This window comes from Martinezella tropici, assembly GCF_003287875.1.
Lineage (GTDB): Bacteria > Pseudomonadota > Alphaproteobacteria > Rhizobiales > Rhizobiaceae > Rhizobium > Rhizobium tropici_C.
Genome location: NZ_QMKK01000039.1, coordinates 1 through 22,586, shown reverse-complemented (window position 1 = coordinate 22,586; position 22,586 = coordinate 1). Strand labels below are relative to the sequence as shown.

The 22,586-nt window shown below is 59.8% G+C and carries 21 protein-coding genes; 5 read left to right on the top strand and 16 right to left on the bottom strand.

The genetic code is table 11. The annotated features are described in order from the left end of the window. Nucleotides 1–117 precede the first annotated feature (117 nt). Nucleotides 118–552, top strand: coding sequence for an IS200/IS605 family transposase (tnpA, locus tag DQ393_RS16200; RefSeq protein ID WP_112340015.1), 435 nt, complete (start codon nt 118–120; stop codon nt 550–552). A gap of 108 nt (nt 553–660) precedes the next feature. Here the strand turns inward: tnpA and DQ393_RS16195 are convergent, their stop codons facing one another. The 4 genes from DQ393_RS16195 to DQ393_RS33195 all read right to left on the bottom strand — a co-directional run bounded on the left by DQ393_RS16195 (nt 661) and on the right by DQ393_RS33195 (nt 3,783). Continuing rightward, entirely contained in the window at nt 661–1,539 is an 879-nt protein-coding gene (locus tag DQ393_RS16195) for a 50S ribosomal protein L11 methyltransferase (RefSeq protein WP_112342788.1), read from the bottom strand. A gap of 19 nt (nt 1,540–1,558) precedes the next feature. Beyond that, nucleotides 1,559–2,707, bottom strand: coding sequence for an FAD-dependent oxidoreductase (locus DQ393_RS16190; protein WP_112342787.1), 1,149 nt, complete (start codon nt 2,705–2,707; stop codon nt 1,559–1,561). A gap of 7 nt (nt 2,708–2,714) precedes the next feature. Further along, on the bottom strand, nt 2,715–3,317 hold the full coding sequence (locus DQ393_RS16185; RefSeq protein WP_112342786.1) for an SCO family protein: 603 nt from the start codon (nt 3,315–3,317) through the stop codon (nt 2,715–2,717). Nucleotides 3,318–3,528: 211 nt separating this feature from the next. Beyond that, nucleotides 3,529–3,783, bottom strand: a complete 255-nt coding sequence (locus tag DQ393_RS33195) for a hypothetical protein (RefSeq protein ID WP_146758981.1) — start codon at nt 3,781–3,783, stop codon at nt 3,529–3,531. Here DQ393_RS33195 and DQ393_RS16180 point away from each other — a divergent pair. Further along, complete coding sequence (locus tag DQ393_RS16180; RefSeq protein ID WP_112342785.1) at nt 3,763–4,227, top strand: chemotaxis protein CheW; 465 nt, start codon at nt 3,763–3,765, stop codon at nt 4,225–4,227. The two genes, DQ393_RS33195 and DQ393_RS16180, sit on opposite strands and share 21 nt — an antisense overlap. Before the next feature lie 304 nt (nt 4,228–4,531). Here the strand turns inward: DQ393_RS16180 and DQ393_RS16175 are convergent, their stop codons facing one another. The 3 genes from DQ393_RS16175 to DQ393_RS16165 form a co-directional block, all read right to left on the bottom strand. Beyond that, entirely contained in the window at nt 4,532–5,026 is a 495-nt protein-coding gene (locus DQ393_RS16175) for a CreA family protein (RefSeq protein WP_112342784.1), read from the bottom strand. A gap of 166 nt (nt 5,027–5,192) precedes the next feature. Beyond that, on the bottom strand, nt 5,193–5,636 hold the full coding sequence (locus DQ393_RS16170; RefSeq protein WP_112342783.1) for an SRPBCC family protein: 444 nt from the start codon (nt 5,634–5,636) through the stop codon (nt 5,193–5,195). 36 nt (nt 5,637–5,672) lie between these two features. Next, on the bottom strand, nt 5,673–5,996 hold the full coding sequence (locus DQ393_RS16165) for an ArsR/SmtB family transcription factor (protein WP_112342782.1): 324 nt from the start codon (nt 5,994–5,996) through the stop codon (nt 5,673–5,675). Between the two features lie 306 nt (nt 5,997–6,302). On the opposite strand from DQ393_RS16165, the gene DQ393_RS16160 reads away from it, so the two are divergent. Continuing rightward, nucleotides 6,303–6,839, top strand: coding sequence for a GNAT family N-acetyltransferase (locus DQ393_RS16160; RefSeq protein ID WP_112342781.1), 537 nt, complete (start codon nt 6,303–6,305; stop codon nt 6,837–6,839). Between the two features lie 55 nt (nt 6,840–6,894). Here DQ393_RS16160 and ligA read toward each other — a convergent pair whose 3' ends face one another. From ligA to aqpZ, 9 genes are all read right to left on the bottom strand, one after another. Further along, nucleotides 6,895–9,048: an NAD-dependent DNA ligase LigA gene (ligA, locus tag DQ393_RS16155; RefSeq protein ID WP_112342780.1), complete on the bottom strand. Its 2,154-nt coding sequence runs from the start codon at nt 9,046–9,048 to the stop codon at nt 6,895–6,897. A 240-nt stretch (nt 9,049–9,288) separates the two neighbouring features. Beyond that, nucleotides 9,289–10,962, bottom strand: coding sequence for a DNA repair protein RecN (recN, locus tag DQ393_RS16150; protein ID WP_112342779.1), 1,674 nt, complete (start codon nt 10,960–10,962; stop codon nt 9,289–9,291). Nucleotides 10,963–10,974: 12 nt separating this feature from the next. Beyond that, nucleotides 10,975–11,844, bottom strand: a complete 870-nt coding sequence (locus DQ393_RS16145) for an outer membrane protein assembly factor BamD (RefSeq protein ID WP_181592369.1) — start codon at nt 11,842–11,844, stop codon at nt 10,975–10,977. Nucleotides 11,845–12,130: 286 nt separating this feature from the next. Next, nucleotides 12,131–13,087 (bottom strand): UDP-3-O-acyl-N-acetylglucosamine deacetylase, encoded by a 957-nt coding sequence (gene lpxC, locus DQ393_RS16140; protein ID WP_112342777.1) that lies wholly within the window; start codon nt 13,085–13,087, stop codon nt 12,131–12,133. A gap of 329 nt (nt 13,088–13,416) precedes the next feature. Next, nucleotides 13,417–15,156: a cell division protein FtsZ gene (gene ftsZ / locus DQ393_RS16135; protein WP_112342776.1), complete on the bottom strand. Its 1,740-nt coding sequence runs from the start codon at nt 15,154–15,156 to the stop codon at nt 13,417–13,419. A 101-nt stretch (nt 15,157–15,257) separates the two neighbouring features. Next, the gene (gene ftsA, locus DQ393_RS16130; protein WP_112342775.1) at nt 15,258–16,589 is read right to left on the bottom strand and encodes a cell division protein FtsA; all 1,332 of its coding nucleotides are present in this window, start codon (nt 16,587–16,589) and stop codon (nt 15,258–15,260) included. Continuing rightward, entirely contained in the window at nt 16,586–17,518 is a 933-nt protein-coding gene (locus DQ393_RS16125; RefSeq protein ID WP_112342774.1) for a cell division protein FtsQ/DivIB, read from the bottom strand. Before DQ393_RS16125 ends, ftsA begins: the two co-directional genes overlap by 4 nt. Continuing rightward, the gene (locus DQ393_RS16120) at nt 17,506–18,432 is read right to left on the bottom strand and encodes a D-alanine--D-alanine ligase (protein ID WP_112342773.1); all 927 of its coding nucleotides are present in this window, start codon (nt 18,430–18,432) and stop codon (nt 17,506–17,508) included. Before DQ393_RS16120 ends, DQ393_RS16125 begins: the two co-directional genes overlap by 13 nt. Before the next feature lie 301 nt (nt 18,433–18,733). Continuing rightward, nucleotides 18,734–19,420, bottom strand: a complete 687-nt coding sequence (gene aqpZ, locus DQ393_RS16115) for an aquaporin Z (RefSeq protein ID WP_112342789.1) — start codon at nt 19,418–19,420, stop codon at nt 18,734–18,736. Nucleotides 19,421–19,678: 258 nt separating this feature from the next. Here aqpZ and DQ393_RS16110 point away from each other — a divergent pair, with 258 nt between their 5' ends. Together DQ393_RS16110 and DQ393_RS16105 are read left to right on the top strand one after the other, a co-directional pair. Next, complete coding sequence (locus DQ393_RS16110; protein WP_112342772.1) at nt 19,679–21,010, top strand: MFS transporter; 1,332 nt, start codon at nt 19,679–19,681, stop codon at nt 21,008–21,010. Nucleotides 21,011–21,110: 100 nt separating this feature from the next. After that, nucleotides 21,111–22,481 (top strand): IS1182 family transposase, encoded by a 1,371-nt coding sequence (locus tag DQ393_RS16105; protein WP_112340028.1) that lies wholly within the window; start codon nt 21,111–21,113, stop codon nt 22,479–22,481. Nucleotides 22,482–22,586 lie beyond the last annotated feature (105 nt).

Sequence of the window (22,586 nt, the reverse complement as noted above, 5' to 3'; positions counted from 1 at the left end):
TTATATCGATAAATAAACCTCCACCTACGGTGGAGGACTGGACGAGTTCTACACGGTAGTTGAGAGACCTCCTGCTTGAACCGCTGGGGTGGCCCAGACTTCGAACAAGGAGGTTTTATGGATGAGCAAACGCTCTCGCATGCGACGTGGGACTGCAAGTATCACATTGTTTTTGGCAGCAAATACCGCACGAAAAGACTTTACGGGGACGTGCGGCGTGAGTTGGGAGAACTCTTGCGTCGGCTGGCACAGCAGAAAGGCTGCCAGATCGAGGAGGGTCATCTGATGCCCGACCATGTGCATATGTTGATCTCGATCCCGCCGAAATACTCGGTTTCGCATATTGTCGGCTTCTTGAAGGGCAAGACGGCCCTTTACGTAGCGAACAAATATGCGCGCAAGCGCCGCTACAAAGGGTATCACTTTTGGGCACGCGGGTATTTCGTATCGACGACGGGCTATAACGAGCAGGTCGTCAGACAATATATCCGTAATCAGGAAAAGGCCGACAAAGCTTCCGACTTTGCCGACCTCTTCAATCGTAGCTACTAAGCGCTAACAATACCGCTTCTAGCGGTTCAAGCGCAGCGTTTCAAACCTCCACCTCTGGTGGAGGTCATGACTTCGTTTCAGTAATTTCAGTTGTGGGAGCTGACCGGCTCAGGGCCGGTCGAGATGGATGGTGACCCAGCCGTTGCGCCAGATCGTGCGCACGTGCCGGAGATTGGCGCCGTTATAGGCGGCCAGAACCTTCCAGCGCTGTTCGGCGAGGATACCCGAAAGAATGACCGAGCCGCCCGGCGCCAGATGTGCCACAAGCTGCGGCGCCATTTTGATGAGCGGCCGCGCGAGAATATTGGCGATGATGAGGTCGAACGGTCCATGACGGGAAAAGGCCGTGGAATGAAAGCCAGGCGCCGTCTCCAGCGCGATACCGGAGGCGATCCCGTTGCTGCGGACATTCTCCCGGGCGACGCGAACAGCGACAGGATCGATATCCGTCGCCAGAACCGGAATATTGCGCAGCTTGCGCACGGCGATCGCGAGCACGCCGCTGCCCGTGCCGAGATCGAGCGCATTTCGCACGCGGCGGCTCGCGAGAACCTTCTCGATCGTCTCCAGGCAGCCCGCCGTCGTCCCATGATGGCCAGTCCCGAAGGCCTGTCCCGCTTCGATCTCGATGGCGATGTCGCTGGGGCCGACCTTGTCGCGATCATGCGAGCCATGCACGAGGAAGCGGCCGGCGCGCACGGGTTTTAGCCCTTCCAGCGACTTGGCGATCCAGTCGATGTCCGGAAGCACTTCCCTTTGAATGGGGAGGTCGGCAAAAATGGGCTTCAGGAGCGCTTCGAAGCGATCGCGCACCTCCTCTTCGTCCACGGCATAGAGATAGATCGACGCTTCCCAGATATCGTTCTTTTCGTCGATTTCCGTCGTTGCGATCGGCAACTCCTCGTCTTCGAATACCGGCGTCATCAGGTCCAGAATCTGCTCGGCCTTCTTCTCGGTCGTCGTCACATAAAGGCGGATTTCACTCACTCGTCGCTCTTTCTCGTTCTTATTCGGCCCAATCGATCCAGGGCGGTCTCGGCGTATCATAGCCGGCGACGCTCTGAAGCAACGTCCGACGGGCCGAGCCAAAGCGCAGAAACAGCGGCGCAAACAGATTGCGCGCCGCAATCGCCAGCGGATTTCTCATGGTCACCAGTCGCGTCAGGCCGTAGGTCTGCTTCAATACCAGCTTCACGGCGGGAATTCTCAAGGCCGAATACTCCTCTTCGCGGCCTTCCGCAATGAGCCACGCAAGCCAGCATGCATCTTCGATGCCGAGATTCATGCCGCGTGCGCCGGCTGGTGAATGGATATGAGCGGCATCGCCAACCAGGAAGACATTCCCTGTCGCCATCGGCTCGACATGACGGAAGTTGATGCGAAACTGCGAGGCCCAGACCTTCCCGGCAACGGCGGCCGGATGAACGATGCGGCTTTCGAAATCCTCCAGCGTCGAGATATAGCGAAGGATGTCGGCCGTAACAGGCAGGCATCCGACCATGCCGGGATCGAAGAGCGATATCTCGGCGTAATGGGTATCGACCGGGCCGGCATAACGAAAATCGGCAAGATAGAAATGGGCCTCCAGCGCCTCGCCTGGGAAGCCGGCGCCCATCGCCTTGCGAACCGCCGAATGCGCGCCATCGGCACCGATCAGGATATCCGGCCTTACCGTCTCCGGCACGCCGTTTGCCCGGCGCAACGCGATCTCCGGTTTCCGGAAGTCCGATATGGCCTCCGCGACCACGGCCGTCTGCCATTCGGGCGAGATGCCATAGCCCGAAAGCGCCTCCATCAACAGGCGCTCGGTGACGCCCTGCGACAAGGCGCAAACGGCGCTGAAGCGGCCTTTCACCTCTCGAGTATCCAGCTGGACAAAGATTTTCTTGTTCGAGCGGACACGAAAATGCTCGATCGGCTGGGCGGCAGCGAGGATGCGCTCTGCAACGCCAGACGGAGACAGCAGCGTCAGCGTGCGGGCATTGACACCGAGCGCCCGGCTCTCTTCCGTGGGCGTCGGGCCGGCGCCATCGTCGACGATACGGGACCTATAGCCGCGTCGGGCGAGTTCAAGCGCGGTCGCAAGGCCGGCCGGCCCTGCCCCTGCGATCAGGATGGATCTGGACTTTCCCTGTTCGCCGAGCCCCTCGCCCATGCAGGCCCTATCCCTTCTTGATCAGGTTCTCCAGCTTCTTCACCGCCACGTCCGGATCCTCCTCATAAGCGATGGTTCCGGCAAAGCGGCCGGCCGAATCCAGCAGGAATACGGAAGCGGTGTGATCCATCGTATAGTCGCCATTCGGCTGCTTTTCGTCTACCGGCACTTTCTTGGCATAGACGCGGAAGCCCTTGACCATGTCCATCACTTTGGCGGGATCGCCGGAGATGCCGGTGATGCGCTTCGACACATTGGAGACATACTGGTCCATGGTGGCGGGCGTGTCGCGTTCGGGATCGACGGTTACGAAATAGGCGTTCAGCTTGCTACCATCGGGATCGACCTTCTGCAGCCAGCCGTTCAACTCGAACAGCGTCGTCGGGCAGACATCCGGGCAATGCGTATAGCCAAAGAAGATGGCCGACGGTTTGCCGCGAAACGCCTGTTCGCTGATCGGCTGACCGCTTTGAGAAACAAGCGTGAAAGGCACGCCATAGGGACCGGACACCGCCACCTCGGGCGACTTGCTTCCACCAAAGCTCAGCCAGCCCAATAGTCCGGCCACGATCAACACGACCACCCAAATCGCAATCCGCACGCTTCTCATGACTGCCTTTCCTCACCAATTCCGGCGACCGCACCCGAAAGGCAGCGCGATCCGCCCATCAGCCGGTGTAATGGCTCGACGTTGAGGACGCAATTCAAGAAGATGTTCGCACGAGGCCGAAATCGTCGCAGCATGCGTTTCAGCCCCCAAAGCCTGGCGTGCCTCGTTTCCCTGTCTGACGCGGGCCTGTCAGACAAAATCTACGATCATGTTAAACCAATCCTAACCTGTCCGCGCCAACATCTCTTTCAAGATCGAATTCGACTTCGCCCGCCGCCCGAAAACGCGGCAAATTCTTTATTTCAGAAGGGCATGACGCCCGCCGGAACGCCAGGCGTTTTGCGCCGAAGCACCGGATGCTGCCGCTGCCTAAGCCGCTCCAGCCGATCTCTTTTTCAATCGCGAGCGTCGCTTGCCGGCGATGCCAATCGGGAAGTTCTCGAACATGACCAACGCCATCAAGCAATCGGGCGCCTATCTGGAAATCGTCTCCTTCCACCTTGGCGATCAGGAGTTCTGCATCGACATCATGGCCATCCGCGAAATCCGCGGCTGGGCGCCGGTGACGCCGATGCCGCATACGCCGCCTTACGTGCTCGGCCTCATCAACCTGCGCGGCGCAGTGATCCCGGTCATCGACATGGCCTGCCGCCTCGGCATGAAGATGACGGAACCATCCGAGCGTTCGGCGATCATCGTCACGGATATTGCCGGCAAGCTCGTCGGCCTTCTTGTCGAGCAGGTCTCGGATATGATGTCGATCAAGAGCGAAGACCTGCAGCCGGCGCCGGAAATCGTTCCGGAAGCACAACGCGCCTTCTGCCGCGGCATCGTGGCGCTGGAAAAGACCATGGTCTGCTTCCTCAACCTCGATACGGTTATTGCAGACCAGCTGGCCCAAGCCGCCTGATTTCGACAGGTTAGAATTCCCCCTAAAAGATCGCCCTGAAGCTCGACTCCAGGGCGATCGTTTTTCATATAACCGGCTTTGGCAGGGGTGTAGCCAAGGATGCCGGACTTGCAGGCCGTGAACAGGGGCAAGAGTCGCCTCCGTGTTCGCTTTCAAAATTGCATCAAAAAGGTGCAGACCGAAAGCAACCAGAAGCAATTCGACAACCCAAGAGTACGACTTTTTTTGGTATTATCTCTCCACCAGTTGTGATTGCGGTATCCTGGTAATGGTGATTAATCCCGCGCAGAAGTCGGGTTGCGCCTTAATTGGGCTTGCCCTTCTTCCATGTAACCTGCTGACCAAACAAGGGTATCGTCGAAATCGCCATCTTGGCCGAGCCGTCCGTCAGCTGGCGTGAATGGATGAGGTAGATCAACGTGTCGTTCTTCTTGTCGTAGATCCGGGTGACGACCAGCTTCTTCCAGATGAGAGACAATCCGGCACGAAACACCTCTTCGCCGCTTTGCGACAGGTTGATATCGCCGATTTCGATCGGTCCTGTCTGGCGGCAGGCGATGGAATTGTTGGAGGGATCCTCGAACCAGTTGCCCTTGCGCAGCCGGTCGATAACGCTGCGATCGAAATAGGTCACATGGCAGGTCACGCCGGTGACTTCCGGATCCGGCACGGCATCGACCAGAATGTCATTGCCCGTCCAATCCACGCCGACCTTGCCGACGACCTCGGCGGAAGCGGAAACGGGCGCCATGGCCAGAAGAGACGCAGCAATGGCGGCAAGGAACTTCGGTGAACGCATCAATCATCCTCCAATAACGGCCGCTGGGAGCAAAAGCGGCACGGCTAAGGTAAGATGGCCGATGACCGATGCAAGATAAGTTTGGCAATCCGTATCGGATGCCGCCGGGACGCCGCCGCCCGAGTGCTGGCGTCCCCATGAAAATGAAAACCGGAGGCGACGCAGCTTACTTCTGGCTGATCGCGACTGCTCCGGTCTCCAGCAGCGATTTGAGGTTCGACAGAATTTTAGGCCAGCCACCCGACACAGCGTCGATGAATTTGGAATTCTCCGCGTCGATCGCGTGGGTGACGGTCAATTTCACGGCATTATCCGCGGGCTCCAATTCCATGACGCAGCGCGACCAGCCTTCGGCTTTCAGCTCGGGGCGAAATTCATTGCGCCATTTGAAAGCCAGGCGCCGAGGCGGATCGAACTCTGCAATCTCGCCGGTGTCGGCGACGCGACCATCCGGAAAGAGCATTCTCCACGGCGCACCGACTTTCCATTCGGTGTCATGGACCATGTCGAACCAATATTGCCTGATGAATTCCGGCGTGGTCAGCGCCGACCAGAGCTTCTCCGGCGTGGTGCGGATGAAGGTGACGTAGACGAATTTGCTTCCGGTCATGTCATTTCTCCTTGCTTGAATGTCTTCTTGTCGCGGTTAGTGACTGTCCTCGTCTTCCAGCGCCTTCTTCAAGGCTGAAAGCGCGCTCAAATGCTGGCGTTCGAACTTGTTGATCCAGCGCTCGGCAATGCCGTTGATCGGGACCGCGTTGATGAAATGCAGCTTTTCGCGACCATGCTTCTCTGACGAGACCAAATTGGCCTCTTCCAGAATGGCAAGATGCTTGGCCACAGCCTGGCGGGACATCTCCAGATCTTCGCAGAGCGCGCTCAGCGTTTGTCCGTTGCGCTCATAGAGCCTGTCGAGCAACTGCCGTCGGCTGGAATCTGCCAGCGCCTTGAAAACTGCATCATCATCCACGGATACGGAACCATTTAGTTGCCTATTTTCTATATATAGGCAACCAAATGGTTGCCTGTCAAGGTATCGATAGAAAGCAAGCAGAGCGAATTCCACCAGGAATGATTGACAACGGCAGCATCGCATCGGATCATCCGACCATGATCGCAAATCTGACCATCACGATGCACCTCCCCACCATCTCTCCCTTTGCAGGGCGAGTGGAAGCTGTGTTGCGCTGAGCCGACCGCGATCCATCTCAACCCTGCCGAGGCGAGCAGGGTTGAAGCCTCCTTGCTCTCCTCCCCTGACATCAAAGGAGAGCCCATGAATTCCGACCAGGACGACCCAATCAAGCGACGGCCAGGTAAAATCGGTCCGATCGAGATCCGTGCAACGCGGCCGTCGGATGCCGAAGCGATCGCGGCAATCGCCAATCTTCCCGGTTTCCGCGCCGGTACCTTGCGTCTGCCCTTTCAAAGCCTTGAGGAAACGCGGGAATGGCTGGAAAAGCCCGCCCCTGACTCAACGCGCCTTGTGGCGGAGGTAAACGGTCAGATCGTCGGCAATGCCGGCCTGAAACGTTTTGCCGGCCGGCGGATTCATACCGGCACTATCGGTATGGGCGTGCATGACGATTTCACGGGCTGCGGCATCGGGTCGGCACTGCTGGGCGCTCTGATCGACGCGGCCGATAACTGGCTTGCGATCAAGCGTCTGGAACTGACCGTCTATGTCGACAATGCGCCGGCGATCCGGCTCTACGAGAAATTCGGGTTCCAAACCGAGGGCCGGCTGCGCGCCTTCGCATTCCGCAACGGCGAATATGTCGATGCGTTTACGATGGCACGCCTGAAATTCTGAGCGCCTGAGATTCTGAGTGATCAAGGGCGGCGGATTGCAATTCCGCCGCCTTCCGTCATCCGCCGATCAAAGCCAGCCACTCGTCCTCGGTCATGACCTGGACGTCGAACTCACGCGCCTTGTCAAGCTTCGAACCGGCGCCCGGTCCCGCCACGACGATGTCAGTCTTTTTGGAAACCGAGCCGGATACTTTCGCGCCGAGACTCTCCGCCTTCGCCTTGGCCTCGTCGCGCGTGAACTTTTCCAGCGAACCGGTAAATACGACCGTCTTGCCGGCCACGGGGCTGCCGGAAGTCACCGGCTGCTCCGCTTCTTGAGGCTGAACCTCCTCCAAGAGCTTTGCGATCACCTGCGTATTGCGCGGTTCCTTGTAGAATTCGACGATGGCCCGCGCGACCACCTCGCCGATGCCCTCGATATTGTTAAGGTCGTTCCAGGCATCGCCGACAAGCGGTGCGGCTTCCTTCATCGCTGTTTCAAAGGCTTGGTAGGTTCCATAGGAGCGTGCCAGCAGCTTGGCGGTCGTCTCGCCGACATGGCGGATACCCAGCGCGAAGATGAAGCGATGCAAGGCGATCTTTCGCCGCTCGTTGATCGCGGCGTAGAGCTTACTGACGCTCACCTTGCCGAAACCGTCAATGTTCTCCAGCTTGGCAAGCGATGCCTGCTGACGCCTCTCCAGGGTGAAGATGTCGGGCGCGGTCTTTATCTGCAGTGCCGGGTCCTCGCTCTCGAAGAAGAAATCGATCTGCTTCGAGCCCAGGCCCTCGATGTCGTAGGCGTTGCGCGAAACGAAATGCTTGAGATGCTCGGTCGCCTGCGCGCGGCAGATGAAGCCCCCGGTGCAACGCGTGACGGCGTCGACCTTGCCGGTCTTTTCGTTGATATCGCGCACCGCATGGCTGCCGCAGACCGGGCAGACTTTGGGAAATTCGTATGGCACACTCGACATCTCACGCTTTTCCAGCACGACATCGACGATCTGCGGGATGACGTCGCCCGCCCGCTGTACGATTACCATATCGCCGACACGGATATCGCGGCCGTCGCGGATCGGCTCACCCTTGTTGCCGATGCCCTTGATGTAGTCGGCATTGTGCAGCGTCGCATTGGTCACCACCACCCCTCCGACCGTGATCGGCTCGAGCCGCGCGACCGGCGTCAGCGCCCCTGTACGGCCGACCTGGATGTCGATGCCGACCAGACGCGTGAAGGCCTGTTCCGCCGGAAACTTGTGCGCCGTCGCCCAACGCGGCGAGCGCGAACGGAAGCCGAGGCGGGCTTGCAGTTCCAGGCTGTCGACCTTGTAGACGACGCCATCGATATCATAATCGAGATCCGGCCGCTCCAGGCCGATCTCCTCGTAGTGACCGAGAATGTCGGCAACCGAACTCAGCCGCTCCATCAGCGGATTGACCGGGAAACCCCAGGATTTGAAGATCTGCACCATGCCGTATTGGGTATCCGCCGGCATGTCCGACATCTCGCCCCACGCATAGGCAAAAAATTTCAGCTTGCGGCTGGCCGTCACCTTCGCATCGAGCTGACGCAGCGAGCCGGCGGCCGTATTGCGCGGATTGACGTAGGTCTGCTTGCCCTCGGCTTCCATCTGCGCGTTGAGCGCCAGGAAGTCGCTCTTGGCCATATAGACCTCGCCACGCACCTCGACGACCGAGGGAGCGCCCGCAGGCAAGGTCTGCGGTATTTCCTTGATGGTCCTGATATTGGCCGTGACATTTTCACCGGTGGTGCCGTCGCCGCGCGTAGCCGCGCTCACCATCCGACCATTCTCGTAGCGGATCGACATCGAGAGGCCGTCGATCTTCGGCTCGGCGGTAAAGGCAATGGAATTGTCCGGAAGGCGGCCGAGGAAGCGATAGACGCTGGCGACGAAATCCTCCACATCCTCCTGCGAGAACGTGTTGTCGAGCGACAGCATCGGCCTTGCATGCACGACGGGCGCGAAAGTTTCAGACGGTGCAGCGCCGACCCGGCGCGAAGGGCTGTCGGCACGAATGAGCGCTGGAAACCGGGCCTCGATGGCATCGTTGCGCCGCTTCAGCGCATCGTAATCCGCATCCGAAATCTCCGGCGCATCCTTGCCATGATAAAGCGCGTCATTGCGCGCGATCTCCGCGGCCAGATAGGCAAGTGCCGCGGCCGCCTCCTCTTCGGTCAAATCCTCGACGGGCTTCTGTTCGGTGCTCATGAATCTACACTCCCCGATTTCGGAGATGTTTTAGAGCACTTCCATGAAAACTGCGAAGCGGTTTTTCCGTTCGTGACGCGCAATATAAGGGGAAAAATCCGGCATTCGACGACGACTAAATTCACGAAGTTCAGAATAGCAGTTCGGTGCCGCAATCCAAAATCCGTGTCGGCCGACCTTAGTCATGGCCGGCATCTGCAGCACACGGCCGTAAAATTCCGGCAACCGAAATGTTAGAGATCAGCCGTTGCCGGCGAGCAAGCGCTTGGCAGCCGCCCTCGCCTCTTCCGTCACCGAGGCGCCTGCGAGCATGCGGGCGATTTCCTCGGTGCGGTCCTTCGGCTCCATGGTCGCAACACGCGTGGAAATCTTTTCGGAACCGTCAGCAACCGGGCCTTTGGAGATCAAGAGATGCGTCGCCGCACGGGCGGCAACCTGCGGCGCGTGGGTGACGGAAAGCACCTGGACGCGGTCGGAGAGCCGCTTCAGCCGCTGGCCGATCGCGTCCGCAACCGCGCCGCCGACGCCAGTGTCGATTTCGTCGAAGACGAGCGTCGGCGCCGAGCCGCGATCGGCAAGCGCCACCTTCAGCGCCAGCAGGAAACGCGACAGTTCGCCACCCGAAGCCACCTTGGTGATCGGCCCGGGGCGCGTGCCAGGATTGGTCTGCACATGGAATTCGACGACGTCGATGCCGTCGGCCGTACCGGCCTCTGGATCGCTTGTTATCTCCACCATGAAACGCGCCCGCTCGAGTTTCAGCGCCGGCAATTCGGCCATGACGGCCTCGGCCAAGGCTTCGCCGGCATGACGGCGCTTTTCCGAAAGGCCGCGTGCCGCCGCATCATAATCTGCCTTGGCAGCGGCAAGCTCGGCGGCTAATCGCGCCAGCCGCTCCTCACCGGCATCGAGATCGGCAAGATCCGAAACCATGCGCTCGGCCAATGCCGGCAGTTCCGTGACCGGCACTGAATATTTCCGCGAGGCGGCCCGCAGCGCAAACAGGCGTTCCTCGACCCGCTCCAATTCGCGCGGATCGTATTCCGTCTTGCGCAGCGCCGCCTCGACTTCCATCTGGGCGTTGGAAAGCTGGTCGAGAGCGGCATCGAGCAGCGCGACCGTATCTTCCAGCAGGCCCGGCGCCTCATGGCTCTTGCGCTCCAGCCGGCGCACCAGCGAGGCAATATGCGGAACGGGTGATGCATTGCCGTTGAGGAATTCCGAAGCCTCGGCAATATCGCCGGCAATACGCTCGGCTTTCATCATTCGCGAGCGCTTTTCAGCAAGCTCATCCTCCTCGCCATCCTGTGGGGAGAGCTTTTCCAGTTCTTCGACCGAGGCACGAAGGAAATCCGCCTCGCGGGCCGCCTTCTCCACCTGCTCCGTATGCTTCTTCAAGGTGCGATCGGTATCGCGCCAGACCCTATAGAGCTTGCCGACCTCCTGCGCCTCGTCGGCAAGACCGGCGAAGGCATCGAGCAATGTGCGGTGCGCGTCGGTATCGACGAGCGCTCGGTCATCATGCTGGCCATGAATTTCGACAAGAAGCTGTCCGATCTGACGCATGAGCTGAACGCTGAGCGCCTGATCGTTGACAAAGGCCTTGGTACGGCCATCGGCGGACTGGACGCGGCGGAAGATCAGATCACCGTCGTCATCGATGCCGTTCTCGCGCAGGAGCTTGCGGGCGGGATGCTGCGTGCCGACATCGAAAACCGCGGTCACCTGGCCGCGGTCCTCTCCATGGCGCACGAGGCCGCCATCGCCGCGCCCCCCGAGGGCCAGCGACAGGCTGTCAAGCAGGATGGATTTGCCCGCGCCCGTCTCGCCGGTCAGCACCGAGAGCCCGGATTCGAAGACAAGATCCAGCCGCTCGATCAAAACGATATCGCGGATCGAAAGCTGGATCAGCATCTGCGCTCAATCTCACGTCCCAAGAAGAAGTTTCTTGCCCGCCCTGGAAATCCACGAGCCCGAGTTTTCGCTCGGCTCCACGCCACCCTTTTGCAGCAGCTGATAGGAATCCTTATACCAGCGGCTGTCCGGATAGTTGTGGCCGAGAACGGCGGCTGCCGTCTGTGCTTCCTGGACGATACCCATCGCATAGTAGGCCTCGACCAGGCGCGCCAGCGCTTCTTCGATCTGGTTGGTGGTCGGATATTGCTCCACGACGATGCGGAAGCGCGAGATTGCCGCGAGGTAATCCTTACGCTCCAGATAGTAGCGGCCGATCTGCATTTCCTTGCCGGCGAGCTGGTCGCGGGCGAAGCGAATCTTCTCCTGCGCGTCGCTGACATATTGCGACTTCGGATAATTGTTGACGAGCTTGGTCATCGCCTCGATCGTCTGTTGCGCCGCGCGCTGATCCTGCGTCACGTCGACGATCTGCTTGGCAAAGGACGCACCGACCAGATACTGGACATAGTCGGCATCTTCCGAGCCGGGATATTGCTTGAGGTAGCTGTTACCCGTCTGCACCGCATCGTCGTAACGACCCGTGCGATATTTGACGAATGTGCTCATGACAAGAGCTTTGCGCGCCCATTCGGAGAATGGCTGCTGCTGGTTGATGGCGTCGAACTTCTTGCCGGCTTCCGTCATGTTGCCGGCCTTGATGTTGGCAAGGCCCTGATTATAGAGCATTTCCGGGGGATCGGTCTCGACACCGAGCTTGGTGATGTCGATATCCTTTTTGGTATTACAACCCGTCACCACCGCACCGGTACCGGCCAGAAGGAACGATACGAGCAAAGCCCGTGCTGTGATATTCATGCGTTCAGACCTTGCAAAACCCATCGGATGACTGTCCCACTAGCCGTCGTTGCGGAGACGGCGTTCTCTCGCTGGCGTTTCTAGCCGCAAAAACACCATCAGGGCAACGCATTGATGATGCATTAACGCATTTTTGTGGCAAAAGGCGCATATCCGCAGTCTTTAATGCCTGTTTTAACAGGGAATTCTCATATCGGCCCGCCCGTGCTCTCCGTCTTGCGAAGGCTGACGGCAAACCGCGTGAGTCGCCTGCCAAAAAAAGAGCCGCCCCTCATCGGAGCGGCACCTTTCTCATTCAAATTCCGCAGCGTTACGCCGACCAGGGAGCGAACTCAGGCGCATTGACCGGCACGAATTCGCGGCTGTGAGCGCGCTGGCGCGGAGCCGACGTTTCGACGACGTCATAGGCGCTGGCATCGCTGAGCAATGCCTTCAGGGCATTCGCGTTCATGCGGTGGCCGCCACGGTAAGAGCGGTAGCAGCCGATGAACTGCGCGCCGGCCAGCGCCAGATCGCCAACGGCATCCAGCGTCTTGTGACGGACGAATTCGTCCTTGGCGTAACGCAGGCCCTCGACGTTGATAACGGTGTTGTCGTCGGAGATGACGACGGAGTTTTCGAGCGACGAACCCAGCGCATGACCCGACGCCCAGAGACGTTCGACATCGCGCATGAAGCCGAAGGTACGGGCGCGCGACAATTCGGTCTTGAAGGTCCCGGCGGTCAGATCGCCTTCCCACTTCTGCCGGCCGATCAGCGGGCATTCGAAATCGATCTCGACTTCGAAGCGCGTGCCGTCATACGGGCGGAATTCGCACCAGGAACCGCCGGCTTCGATGCGAACCGGCTTGGTGACGCGGATATAGCGGCGCTTGACGCCGAGCGACACGATGCCGGTCTGCTCAATCGCCTCGATGAAGGGATAGGAGCTGCCATCCATGATCGGCATTTCAGCGCCGGTCACTTCGACGACGACGTTATCAAGGCCGATCGCATAGATCGCGGCCATCACATGCTCGACCGTGGCAACGGAACGCGCCGGGGAGAAACCAAGAACGGTGCAGAGATCCGTGTTTCCGACTTGCGATGAAACGGCGCGCAGTTCGGTCACATCGCCATTGTCGTGCAGGCGCTGGAAAACGACACCGGTGCCGGCTTCGGCCGGATAGAAGGTGATCGACACATTAGCGCCGGAATGAACGCCGATACCCGAAAGTGTCACAGGGTTTGCAATGGTGGTCTGAAAACCAAGCAATCCGATTGCCATATAGTTCTGCCTTCGTCTGTCTGATCCAGGCCGGGCGGTCATCTTCGGACGCTTACCCTTATCGCCGGTTCAGTCTGTTAACTATGCCACGCACCTCATATACATTCGTCTCCGAATGTGATTCAGCGGGCTTGCTTGGTATTTACATACGCGTCGAGACACCGCATTCCAAATCACTGTTTCTTTCGTTTTGTTACGAAAGCAGCCAGTTGATTTTGTTGGATAATTTTAAATAAGACAATGGTTATAAAATAAGAAAATCCGGAACCTTTCGGCCCCGGATTTCCTCAATATGGTTAGCAACCTATTAAAGGTCTGCCTGCTGCGGCTCAGTTCGACTGGCGGCGCAGGAAGGCCGGAATCTCGAGCTGATCGTCCTCATGGTTTGCCATGCGCGCTTGCGGAACCTGACGACCCTGATCGTCGAGAGTGCCGCGACGCGGAGCGTAGAGGCTGGCCTCCGGCGACGGCGCGCGGCGCTGCGGAGCCGCGTTGTTCGTCGAAGCCATCATATCGTCGAAAGCCGGGTCCTCTTCGCGGCGGCCGAGCGAATTGGTGATTCGCTTCAGCAGCCCCATCGGGCCACGCTCCTCTGCAGCCTGGGCGGCTGCCGGCTGGGCGCGGTGTTCCATCTCGGCCTTAACGACCGGCGGGAAATCCTCGACCTTCGGCATGCGGACCTGCTCGGGAGCCTGACGGATGACCGGCTGCTGATGCATGACCGGCGCCTGCTGCTGAGGCTGCGGCTGAACCGGAGCCTGACGGACCGGCTGAGCTTCCGGGGCTGCTGCGAAGATGCGGCTCTGCGGACGGAAGTTATCTTCCGGCGCTGCGGCCTGCGGCATCACCGGCTGCTGCTGGACATGAGCCTGACGACCCATCTGGAATTCCAGTTCGCGCTCGAGATCGGCCTCTGCTGCACGAATGGTCTGGGCAACCGGATCGACAGTGCGAGGAGCCGGAGCGGCAGCCTGTGCGGTCTGGGCCTGCGCGACGTGGGCAGGCTGAGCTGCGGCCGCTGCCGGAGCGGCGGCCGCGGAAGGACGCATAGCCGGCTTCGCGGCAGGGCGGAATTCCATGCCTCTGTCGCCTGCTTCGTTCATCCCGCGGTCGATACCGGTCGCGACGACGGAAACGCGGATGATGCCTTCGAGCGATTCGTCGAAGGTGGCGCCGAGAATGATGTTGGCGTCGGGATCGACTTCTTCGCGGATGCGGGTCGCAGCTTCATCGACTTCGAACAGGGTGAGATCGCGACCGCCCGTGATCGAGATCAGCAGGCCCTGGGCGCCCTTCATCGAGGTTTCGTCGAGCAGCGGGTTGGCAATGGCGGCCTCAGCGGCCTGCATTGCGCGGCCCTGGCCGGAAGCCTCGCCGGTACCCATCATCGCGCGGCCCATTTCGCGCATGACCGAACGGACGTCGGCGAAGTCGAGGTTGATGAGACCTTCCTTCACCATCAGGTCGGTGATGCAGGCAACGCCCGAATAGAGAACCTGGTCGGCCATCGAGAACGCGTCGGCGAAAGTCGTCTTGTCGTTGGCGATACGGAACAGATTCTGGTTCGGGATGACGATCAGCGTGTCGACCGACTTCTGCAGTTCCTGGATACCCTGCTCGGCGAGACGCATGCGGCGGCCGCCTTCGAAGTGGAACGGCTTGGTGACGACGCCGACAGTCAGGATGCCCTTGTTGCGAGCCGCCTGCGCGACGACCGGTGCTGCACCCGTACCCGTGCCGCCGCCCATGCCGGCGGTAACGAAGCACATATGCGTGCCGTTGAGATGATCGATGATTTCATCGATGCATTCCTCGGCGGCTGCTCGGCCGACTTCCGGCTGCGAACCGGCGCCGAGACCTTCCGTGACGTTGACGCCGAGCTGGATGATCCGCTCTGCCTTCGTCATGGTCAACGCCTGAGCGTCAGTGTTGGCGACGACGAAATCGACGCCCTGCAAGCCTGCCGTGATCATGTTGTTGACGGCATTGCCGCCACCGCCACCAACACCGAACACGGTGATTCGCGGCTTAAGCTCGGTGATATCTGGCTTATGCAGCTTGATAGTCATTGTACCCGTTCCTTCTCTTGATGGCCGCATCGCCACGCCGGCCAATTCACTCGATTTCACTTGCCTGACGCTTACCCGGAGAACCTCTCCGGATCAGGCACTCAAAAACTCTCCTTCAGCCATTGGCCGACACGGCCGATCCGGCTGTTGTTACCCCCAAACGACGAGAGCAGACCGCTGCTCGGCGCATGTGTCTCCATGTCTGCGACCTGCGGATAGATCATCAGTCCCACAGCCGTCGAAAAAGCCGGCCCCTTGGCCGCCGTCGGCAGGCCGGACACGCCCATCGGGCGGCCGATGCGGACATTGCGGGCAAGAACGCGACGCGCCACTTCGGGCAGGCCGGTCAGCTGGCTGGCGCCACCCGTCAGGACGACGCGCTTGCCGACGATCGGGCTGAAGCCCGAACGCTGGATACGATCGCGAATGAGCTCGAGGGTTTCCTCGATGCGAGCCTTGACGATGCGCGACACAAGCGCCTTCGGCACCTGCGTCGGCTGGTCGCGCTCGTCTTCGCCGATCGGCGGGATGGAAATCAGTTCACGCTCTTCCGAAGAATTCGCGAGCGCCGAGGCATGGACCACCTTCAGCCGCTCCGCATCCTCGATGCGGGTGGAAAGGCCACGGGCAAGGTCCGTTGTGACGTGATGGCCGCCAAGGCTGACGGCATCGGTGTGCACCAGCTTGCCCTCGGCAAAGACCGAGATCGTCGTCGTGCCGCCACCCATGTCGATCGCGGCGCAGCCCAGTTCGACTTCGTCATCGACGAGAGCGGCAAGGCCGCTGGCATAAGGCGTCGCCACCATGCCCTCGACCGAAAGATGGGCACGGTTGATGCAGAGCTCGAGATTGCGCAGCGCTGAGCGCTCCGCGGTCACCACATGCATGTCGACACCAAGCGCATCACCGAACATTGCCAGCGGGTCGCGGATGCCGCGCTCGCCATCAAGCGAGTAACCGGTCGCCAGCGAATGCAGCACGGCGCGTTCCTGGCGGATCGATTGTTGACAGGCGGCGGCCAGAACCTTCTTGAGGTCATTGGCCTCCACTTCCTGACCGCCAAGATCGATGGTCGCGGTGTAGATGTCGCTGCCGAGACGGCCCGCCGAGACATTGACGATCAGGCTGTCGACGGTCAGCCCAGCCATGCGCTCGGCCGCATCGACGGAGAGCCGGACGACGCTTTCCAGCGCATCAAGGTCGGCGATAACGCCGGTCTTGATGCCGCGCGAGCGCTGGTGGCCGATGCCGATGATCTCGATATTGTGCGTGCGGTTCGGAAGAACCTGGCTCTCCTCGCGCGGCGTCAGCCGGCCGATCATGCAGACGACCTTCGTCGAGCCGATGTCGAGGACCGACACGATATGCGACCGCTTCGAAGACAGCGGCTTCAACCGAGGCAGGCCGAAATGGGACGAACCGAATAAGCTCATGTATCCTGCCCTGCTTTCTTCAAAGCCTTGTTTCTTGCATCGACGGCAGCCTGACGACGAACTGCGGCATCCGGGGTTAATTCTATTGCGGTGCGATCATCGAGACGGAGATCGACCGCAGCGATATCGCGCTCGAGAAGATTTTCGTCCTTGTCGAGCTTGGTGAGACGCGCGAGCGCGCCATCGATATTGTCTTCCGGCAATTTGATGATCACGCCATTGTCAAGATAGAGATCCCAGCGACGGCCAGCGACGCGGACAAAAGCCTTCACATGACCACGGATATCCGGCCACTTGGCAAACTCGTCCTCGACGGATGCCGCTGCAGTTTCAGCATCACGGCCAACGAAGAGCGGCAGCTTGGCGAACTTATTGTCGCGCAGCGGCGCGATCACGCTGCCGTCCTTCTGGATCAGCGAAAGCTCGGAGCCGTGCTGCCAGATGGCGTAAGCCTTGCGCTCTGTCAGCTTTACCTCGACCGTCCTCGGATAGACCTTGCGAACTTCCACATTTTCAACCCAGGGCAGGTTCGCGATCTTCAGGCGAGCCGCATCGGCATCAAGGGCGACGAGCGAGGTCGTGCCGTCGAGGCCAAGCAACTGCAGGATCTCGATTTCCGAGGTCTCGTCATTACCGGAAACCTTGACATCCTCGATCGCGAACCCGGCAGCGGAGGTCGTCGCCTCCGCAACAGCCTGACTGTGACCGCCGATAGACATACCGTAGAGGCCAGTCGCCGCAAAGAGAGCGAGAACCGAAACCGTACCCGTATGCGCGGGAATATTGATGCGACCCGAGCCGAGGCTGACCAGGAAGCGCACTGCGCGCCGCAGCGGACGCGGCAGGACGAATGCGTCCTCGACATCGTCGATGGCGAGCGGGACACGATGACGGGACCGCCTCATATTTTTGACCGTCAGCGCAAACAAGACGCGTCCTCCACCATCCACCGGAGAAATTCACCAAAAGAGTAGCCGGCATGCGCCGCCATTTCAGGCACCAGGGAGGTAGGAGTCATGCCGGGCTGGGTATTGATCTCCAACCAGACAAGTTCGCCCTCTTCGGAAAAGCGATCGTCAAAACGGAAGTCAGATCGACTAACACCGCGGCAGCCGATAGCTTCATGCGCCCTTAACGATAATGTTTGTATGTTTTGGTAAAGATTCGGTGAAATTTCCGCCGGCAAGACGTGTTTTGACCCACCCTTGGCGTACTTGGCGTCATAGTCATAGAAGCTGTGACCAAGCGGCACGATCTCGGTAACGCCGAGAACCTTGCCATCCATGACACCGCAGGTCAGCTCCCGTCCATAGACGTAGCGCTCGACCAGCACCTCGTCGCCGTAGCGCCATTCGGATGACGTGACGATCTGCGGCGGATGCGCTTGATCTTCCTTGACGATCACGACGCCGAAGCTCGAACCCTCGCGCACCGGCTTGACGACGTAAGGCGGCTCCATCGGGTGCTCGTTGACGATGTCGAAGCGATTCATGACGATCGAGCCTGCCACCGGAATACCGCCCGCGGCGGCAACCGTCTTGGCGCGCGACTTGTCCATCGCAAGCGCCGAGGCAAGCACGCCGGAATGCGTATAGGGAATCTGCAGATATTCGAGGATGCCCTGGATCGTGCCATCCTCACCAAAGGGACCATGCAGCGCATTGAAGACGACGTCGGGCTTCACTTCGGCCAGACGGCTGGCAACATCATGCCCTACATCGATACGGGAAACCTGAAAGCCTTCGGCTTCGAGGGCATCGGCGCATGCCTTTCCCGAAGAAAGGCTGACAGGCCTCTCCGAGGAAAATCCGCCCAAAAGGACAGCCACATGCTTGCCACCCATCAATACCCCCGACTTCACGGTCTCTGCTCTGCGTTTGCCGGGCCTCGCCTAACAGCGATTCTCGCCCCGCTTTCAATAGGCTGATTAGAACGACATTAAGGTTAATGAAGCGTTTACTTTCGTTAACTTTCGGCCGCTCCGCCGATGATCGAATGGTTCGAATCAAACCGACCCAAAGAATTCTGCCATTAGAATCAGAGAGTTGCTACTTTTGAAATCGCTACATTTAGATTTTTTTAAACAAAGAGGCCCGCATCGGGTGTCCCGATGCGGGCCTGAAGGTATTAAAATTGCTCCGCTTTCACTCGCTGTCGTCGACCAGTTTCCAGACGAGTCCGCCCAATGCTCCGCCGACGATGGGAGCGATCCAGAACAGCCAAAGTTGCTGCAATGCCCAGCCGCCGACGAACAGTGCCTGCCCTGTCGAACGGGCCGGATTGACCGATGTATTGGTGATCGGGATGGAAATCAGATGGATCAGCGTCAGCGTCAGGCCGATGGCGATCGGCGCGAAACCGGCCGGCACCTTGCTGCTCGTCGAGCCGAGAATCACGACGAGGAAAAACAAGGTCAGCACGATCTCGGCCACCAATGCCGAGACCAGGGAATAGCCCCCCGGCGAATGTTCGCCATAACCATTCGCCGCAAAACCGCCGAGTTGGAAATCGGCCTTGCCGCTGGCGATCAGATAAAGCACGGCTGCTGCCACGATGGCACCGACAACCTGCGCGACGATATAAGGAATGAGTTGCCCGCCCGGAAAGCGGCCAGCCACTGTCAGACCCACCGAGACGGCTGGGTTGAAATGACCGCCTGAAATGCCGCCGACGGCATAGGCCATCGTCAGCACGGTCAGACCGAACGCAAAAGCAACACCCAGAAAGCCGATACCGAGGCTCGGAAATGCCGCAGCGAAGATTGCGCTGCCGCAGCCACCAAATACGAGCCAGAATGTCCCAAGAAACTCAGCGATGAGTTTTTTCTGCATGAAAGCCTTCTCCTTTGCCCTCAACCAAAACGAAAATCGGCCATCCATGAAAAAAACTCCGGGGAGGGATTCGCCCGAAGCACACCCACTTGAACGGCAAACGTTCGCCCAATTGTTTGCGAATCAACAATTGCGGCTAAATAGTAGCACACAACCGCTGATTTCTTGCGCATTTGGCGTTTGCGCTGAACAAAAATTGCGCTAAGGACACGCCTTACCTAATAAGGAAACCTTAGCATCCTCTAAATTGGTGGGATTATGACTGACGCGATATCTCCTTTATCGCCGAGCCCCTCGTCATCGAACAATGCTGTTGCGAACTCCCCGGCACGTGTTCTGATCGCGAGCCTTATCGGCACAACGATCGAATTTTTCGATTTCTATGTTTATGCAACGGCGGCGGTTATCGTCTTCCCGAAGCTGTTCTTTCCGGCAAGCGATCCGACCTCGGCAACGCTGCAGTCCTTCGCGACCTTCTCCATCGCCTTCTTCGCGCGTCCGATCGGCGCGATGATCTTCGGCCATTTCGGCGACCGGATCGGCCGCAAGGCGACGCTTGTCGCGGCTCTGATGACCATGGGTCTCTCGACAGTCGTGATCGGCATGCTGCCGACATACGAATCGATCGGCGTTCTCGCACCCGTGCTGCTGGCGCTTTGCCGCCTCGGTCAGGGTCTCGGTCTCGGCGGCGAATGGGGCGGCGCGGTGCTGCTGGCGACGGAAAACGCGCCTGAAGGCAAGCGCAGCTGGTACGCCATGTTCCCGCAACTCGGCGCGCCTATCGGTTTCATCCTGTCGGCCGGCCTTTTCCTCATCCTGCGCGAAACCATGGCCGATGCGGACTTCCTCAACTATGGTTGGCGCGTCCCCTTCCTGATCAGCATCGTGCTTGTTGCCGTCGGCCTCTATGTCCGTCTGAAGATCACGGAAACCCCGGAATTCCAGCGCGCCATCGAAAAGGAAGAGCGCGTTTCCGTTCCGATCGCGGTCATCCTCCGCTCGCATTTCCGCAGCCTGATTCTCGGCACCATCATTGCCGTTGCGACCTTCGTGCTGTTCTATCTGATGACGGCATTCACGCTGAGCTGGGGTACTCGTCCCCCGGGCAACGGTCCGCTTCCGGCCGGTCTCGGCTACGCTCAGGGCCAGTTCCTCGTCGTCCAGCTCGCCGGCGTCGTCTTTTTCGGCCTGATGATCCCGGTCTCCGGCCTGTTGTCGGACCGCTATTCGCGCCGGCTGGTTCTGATCCTGACGACGATCGGCATCTTCATCTTCGGCCTGTTCTATTCGTCACTGCTGACGGCTGGCCTTGCCGGTGCCTTCACCTGCTCGATCATCGGTCTTGCCCTGATGGGCTTCACCTATGGCCCGATCGGCGCAGCTCTGGCGGCGCCCTTCCCGACCACCGTGCGCTATACCGGCGCGTCCATGACGTTCAATCTCGGTGGCATCGTCGGTGCATCCCTGGCGCCCTACATCGCCACATGGCTCGCGACGACCTATGGCCTGGTCTATGTCGGCTATTACCTGGCGGCCGCCGCGCTGCTCTCGCTGATCGGCATCCTGCTCTCGGGCAGTGACGAAGTCTGAGGATTTCGCGATAACCAATTAAAAAGGCCGGGTGAAAACCCGGCCTTCAGACTGCTGACAAACCTCTGGCGTCAGCCGGAGGTTTTTGATTCAATGGGACATGCTGAAGAAACCTGCTCCCGAACAGACGGCTCTCGAGATGGTGACGCTCGACAGTCTTGTGCCGAAGGATCACCTTCTGCGCCGAATAGACGCGGTGATCGACTTCTCGTTCATCCACGATCGCGTTGCCGGCTTGTACTGCGCCGACAATGGCCGCCCGCCGCTTGATCCGACGCTGATGTTCAAGGCGCTGTTCATCGGCTACCTCTACGGCATTCGCTCCGAGCGGCAGCTGGTGCGCGAGATCGAGGTCAATGTCGCCTATCGCTGGTTTCTCAGGATGAAGCTGACGGATGGCGTGTTCGATGCGTCGACCCTGTCGCAGAACCGCCGCCGACGCTTCAACGATACGTCGGTGGCCCAGGATATCTTCGACCACATCGTTGAACAGGCGGTTTCCCACGGGCTGGTGGACGGCACGGTACTCTATACGGACAGTACCCATCTGAAGGCCAATGCCAACAAGGGCAAATACGATCTGGCCATGATCGAGAAATCGCGTGCCGACTACTGGGCCGACCTCGACCGGGCGATCGACGCGGAGCGCAAGCTGCATGGCCAGAAGCCGCTGAAGGACGGGGAGCGCCAGGCCGAGATCAAGGAGACCAAGGTGTCGCGCACCGATCCCCAGAGCGGCTACATGGTGCGTGACGGCAAGCCGAAGGGCTTCTTCTATCTCGATCATCGCACGGTGGACGGCCGACATGCGATCATCACCGATACCCATGTGACGCCGGCCAACGTGCATGACAGCATCGTCTATCTCGGCAGGCTCGACCGGCAGTGCCAACGCTTCGGCTTCGATGTGAAGGCTGTCGGGCTGGATGCCGGCTATGCCACCTCAGGCATCGCCCAAGGCCTGGAGGACCGCGCCATCCTCGGTGTCACCGGCTATCGCAATCCGACCCCGCCCAAAGCCGGCATGATGCGCAAGAACAGCTTCGTCTACGATCAGCGAGCCGATGGCTATCGCTGTCCGCAAGGCCAGCTTCTCACCTACGCCACCACCGACCGCAACGGCTACAAGCATTACACATCCGATCCTGCCATCTGCGGCACCTGCCCGCTTCTGGCGTCGTGCACGTCCAACGGCAAGGCCATCCGCACCATCACCCGGCACGTTTGGGCCGATGCCCGCGAGCGCACCGACGGTCACCGTCTCACATCCTGGGGCAAGGCGATCTACAAAAGACGCAAGGAGACGGTCGAGCGTTCCTTTGCCGATGCCAAGCAGCTGCACGGCCATCGCTACGCCCGCTTCCGAAGTCTCATCAAAGTCCGATGCCAGTGCCTGATGGCCGCCGCAGCCCAGAACATCAAGAAGATCGCGATGGCGCTCACAAAGACACCCAAACCGAGCCTCGCATGAATCACAGGAGCAGGACCGATCTCCCTTCAATGCCGCAACCCAGGAAACAAACACACCAGAAATACAAAACCCCGCCAAAATTTGACGGGGTTTGTCAGCAGTCTG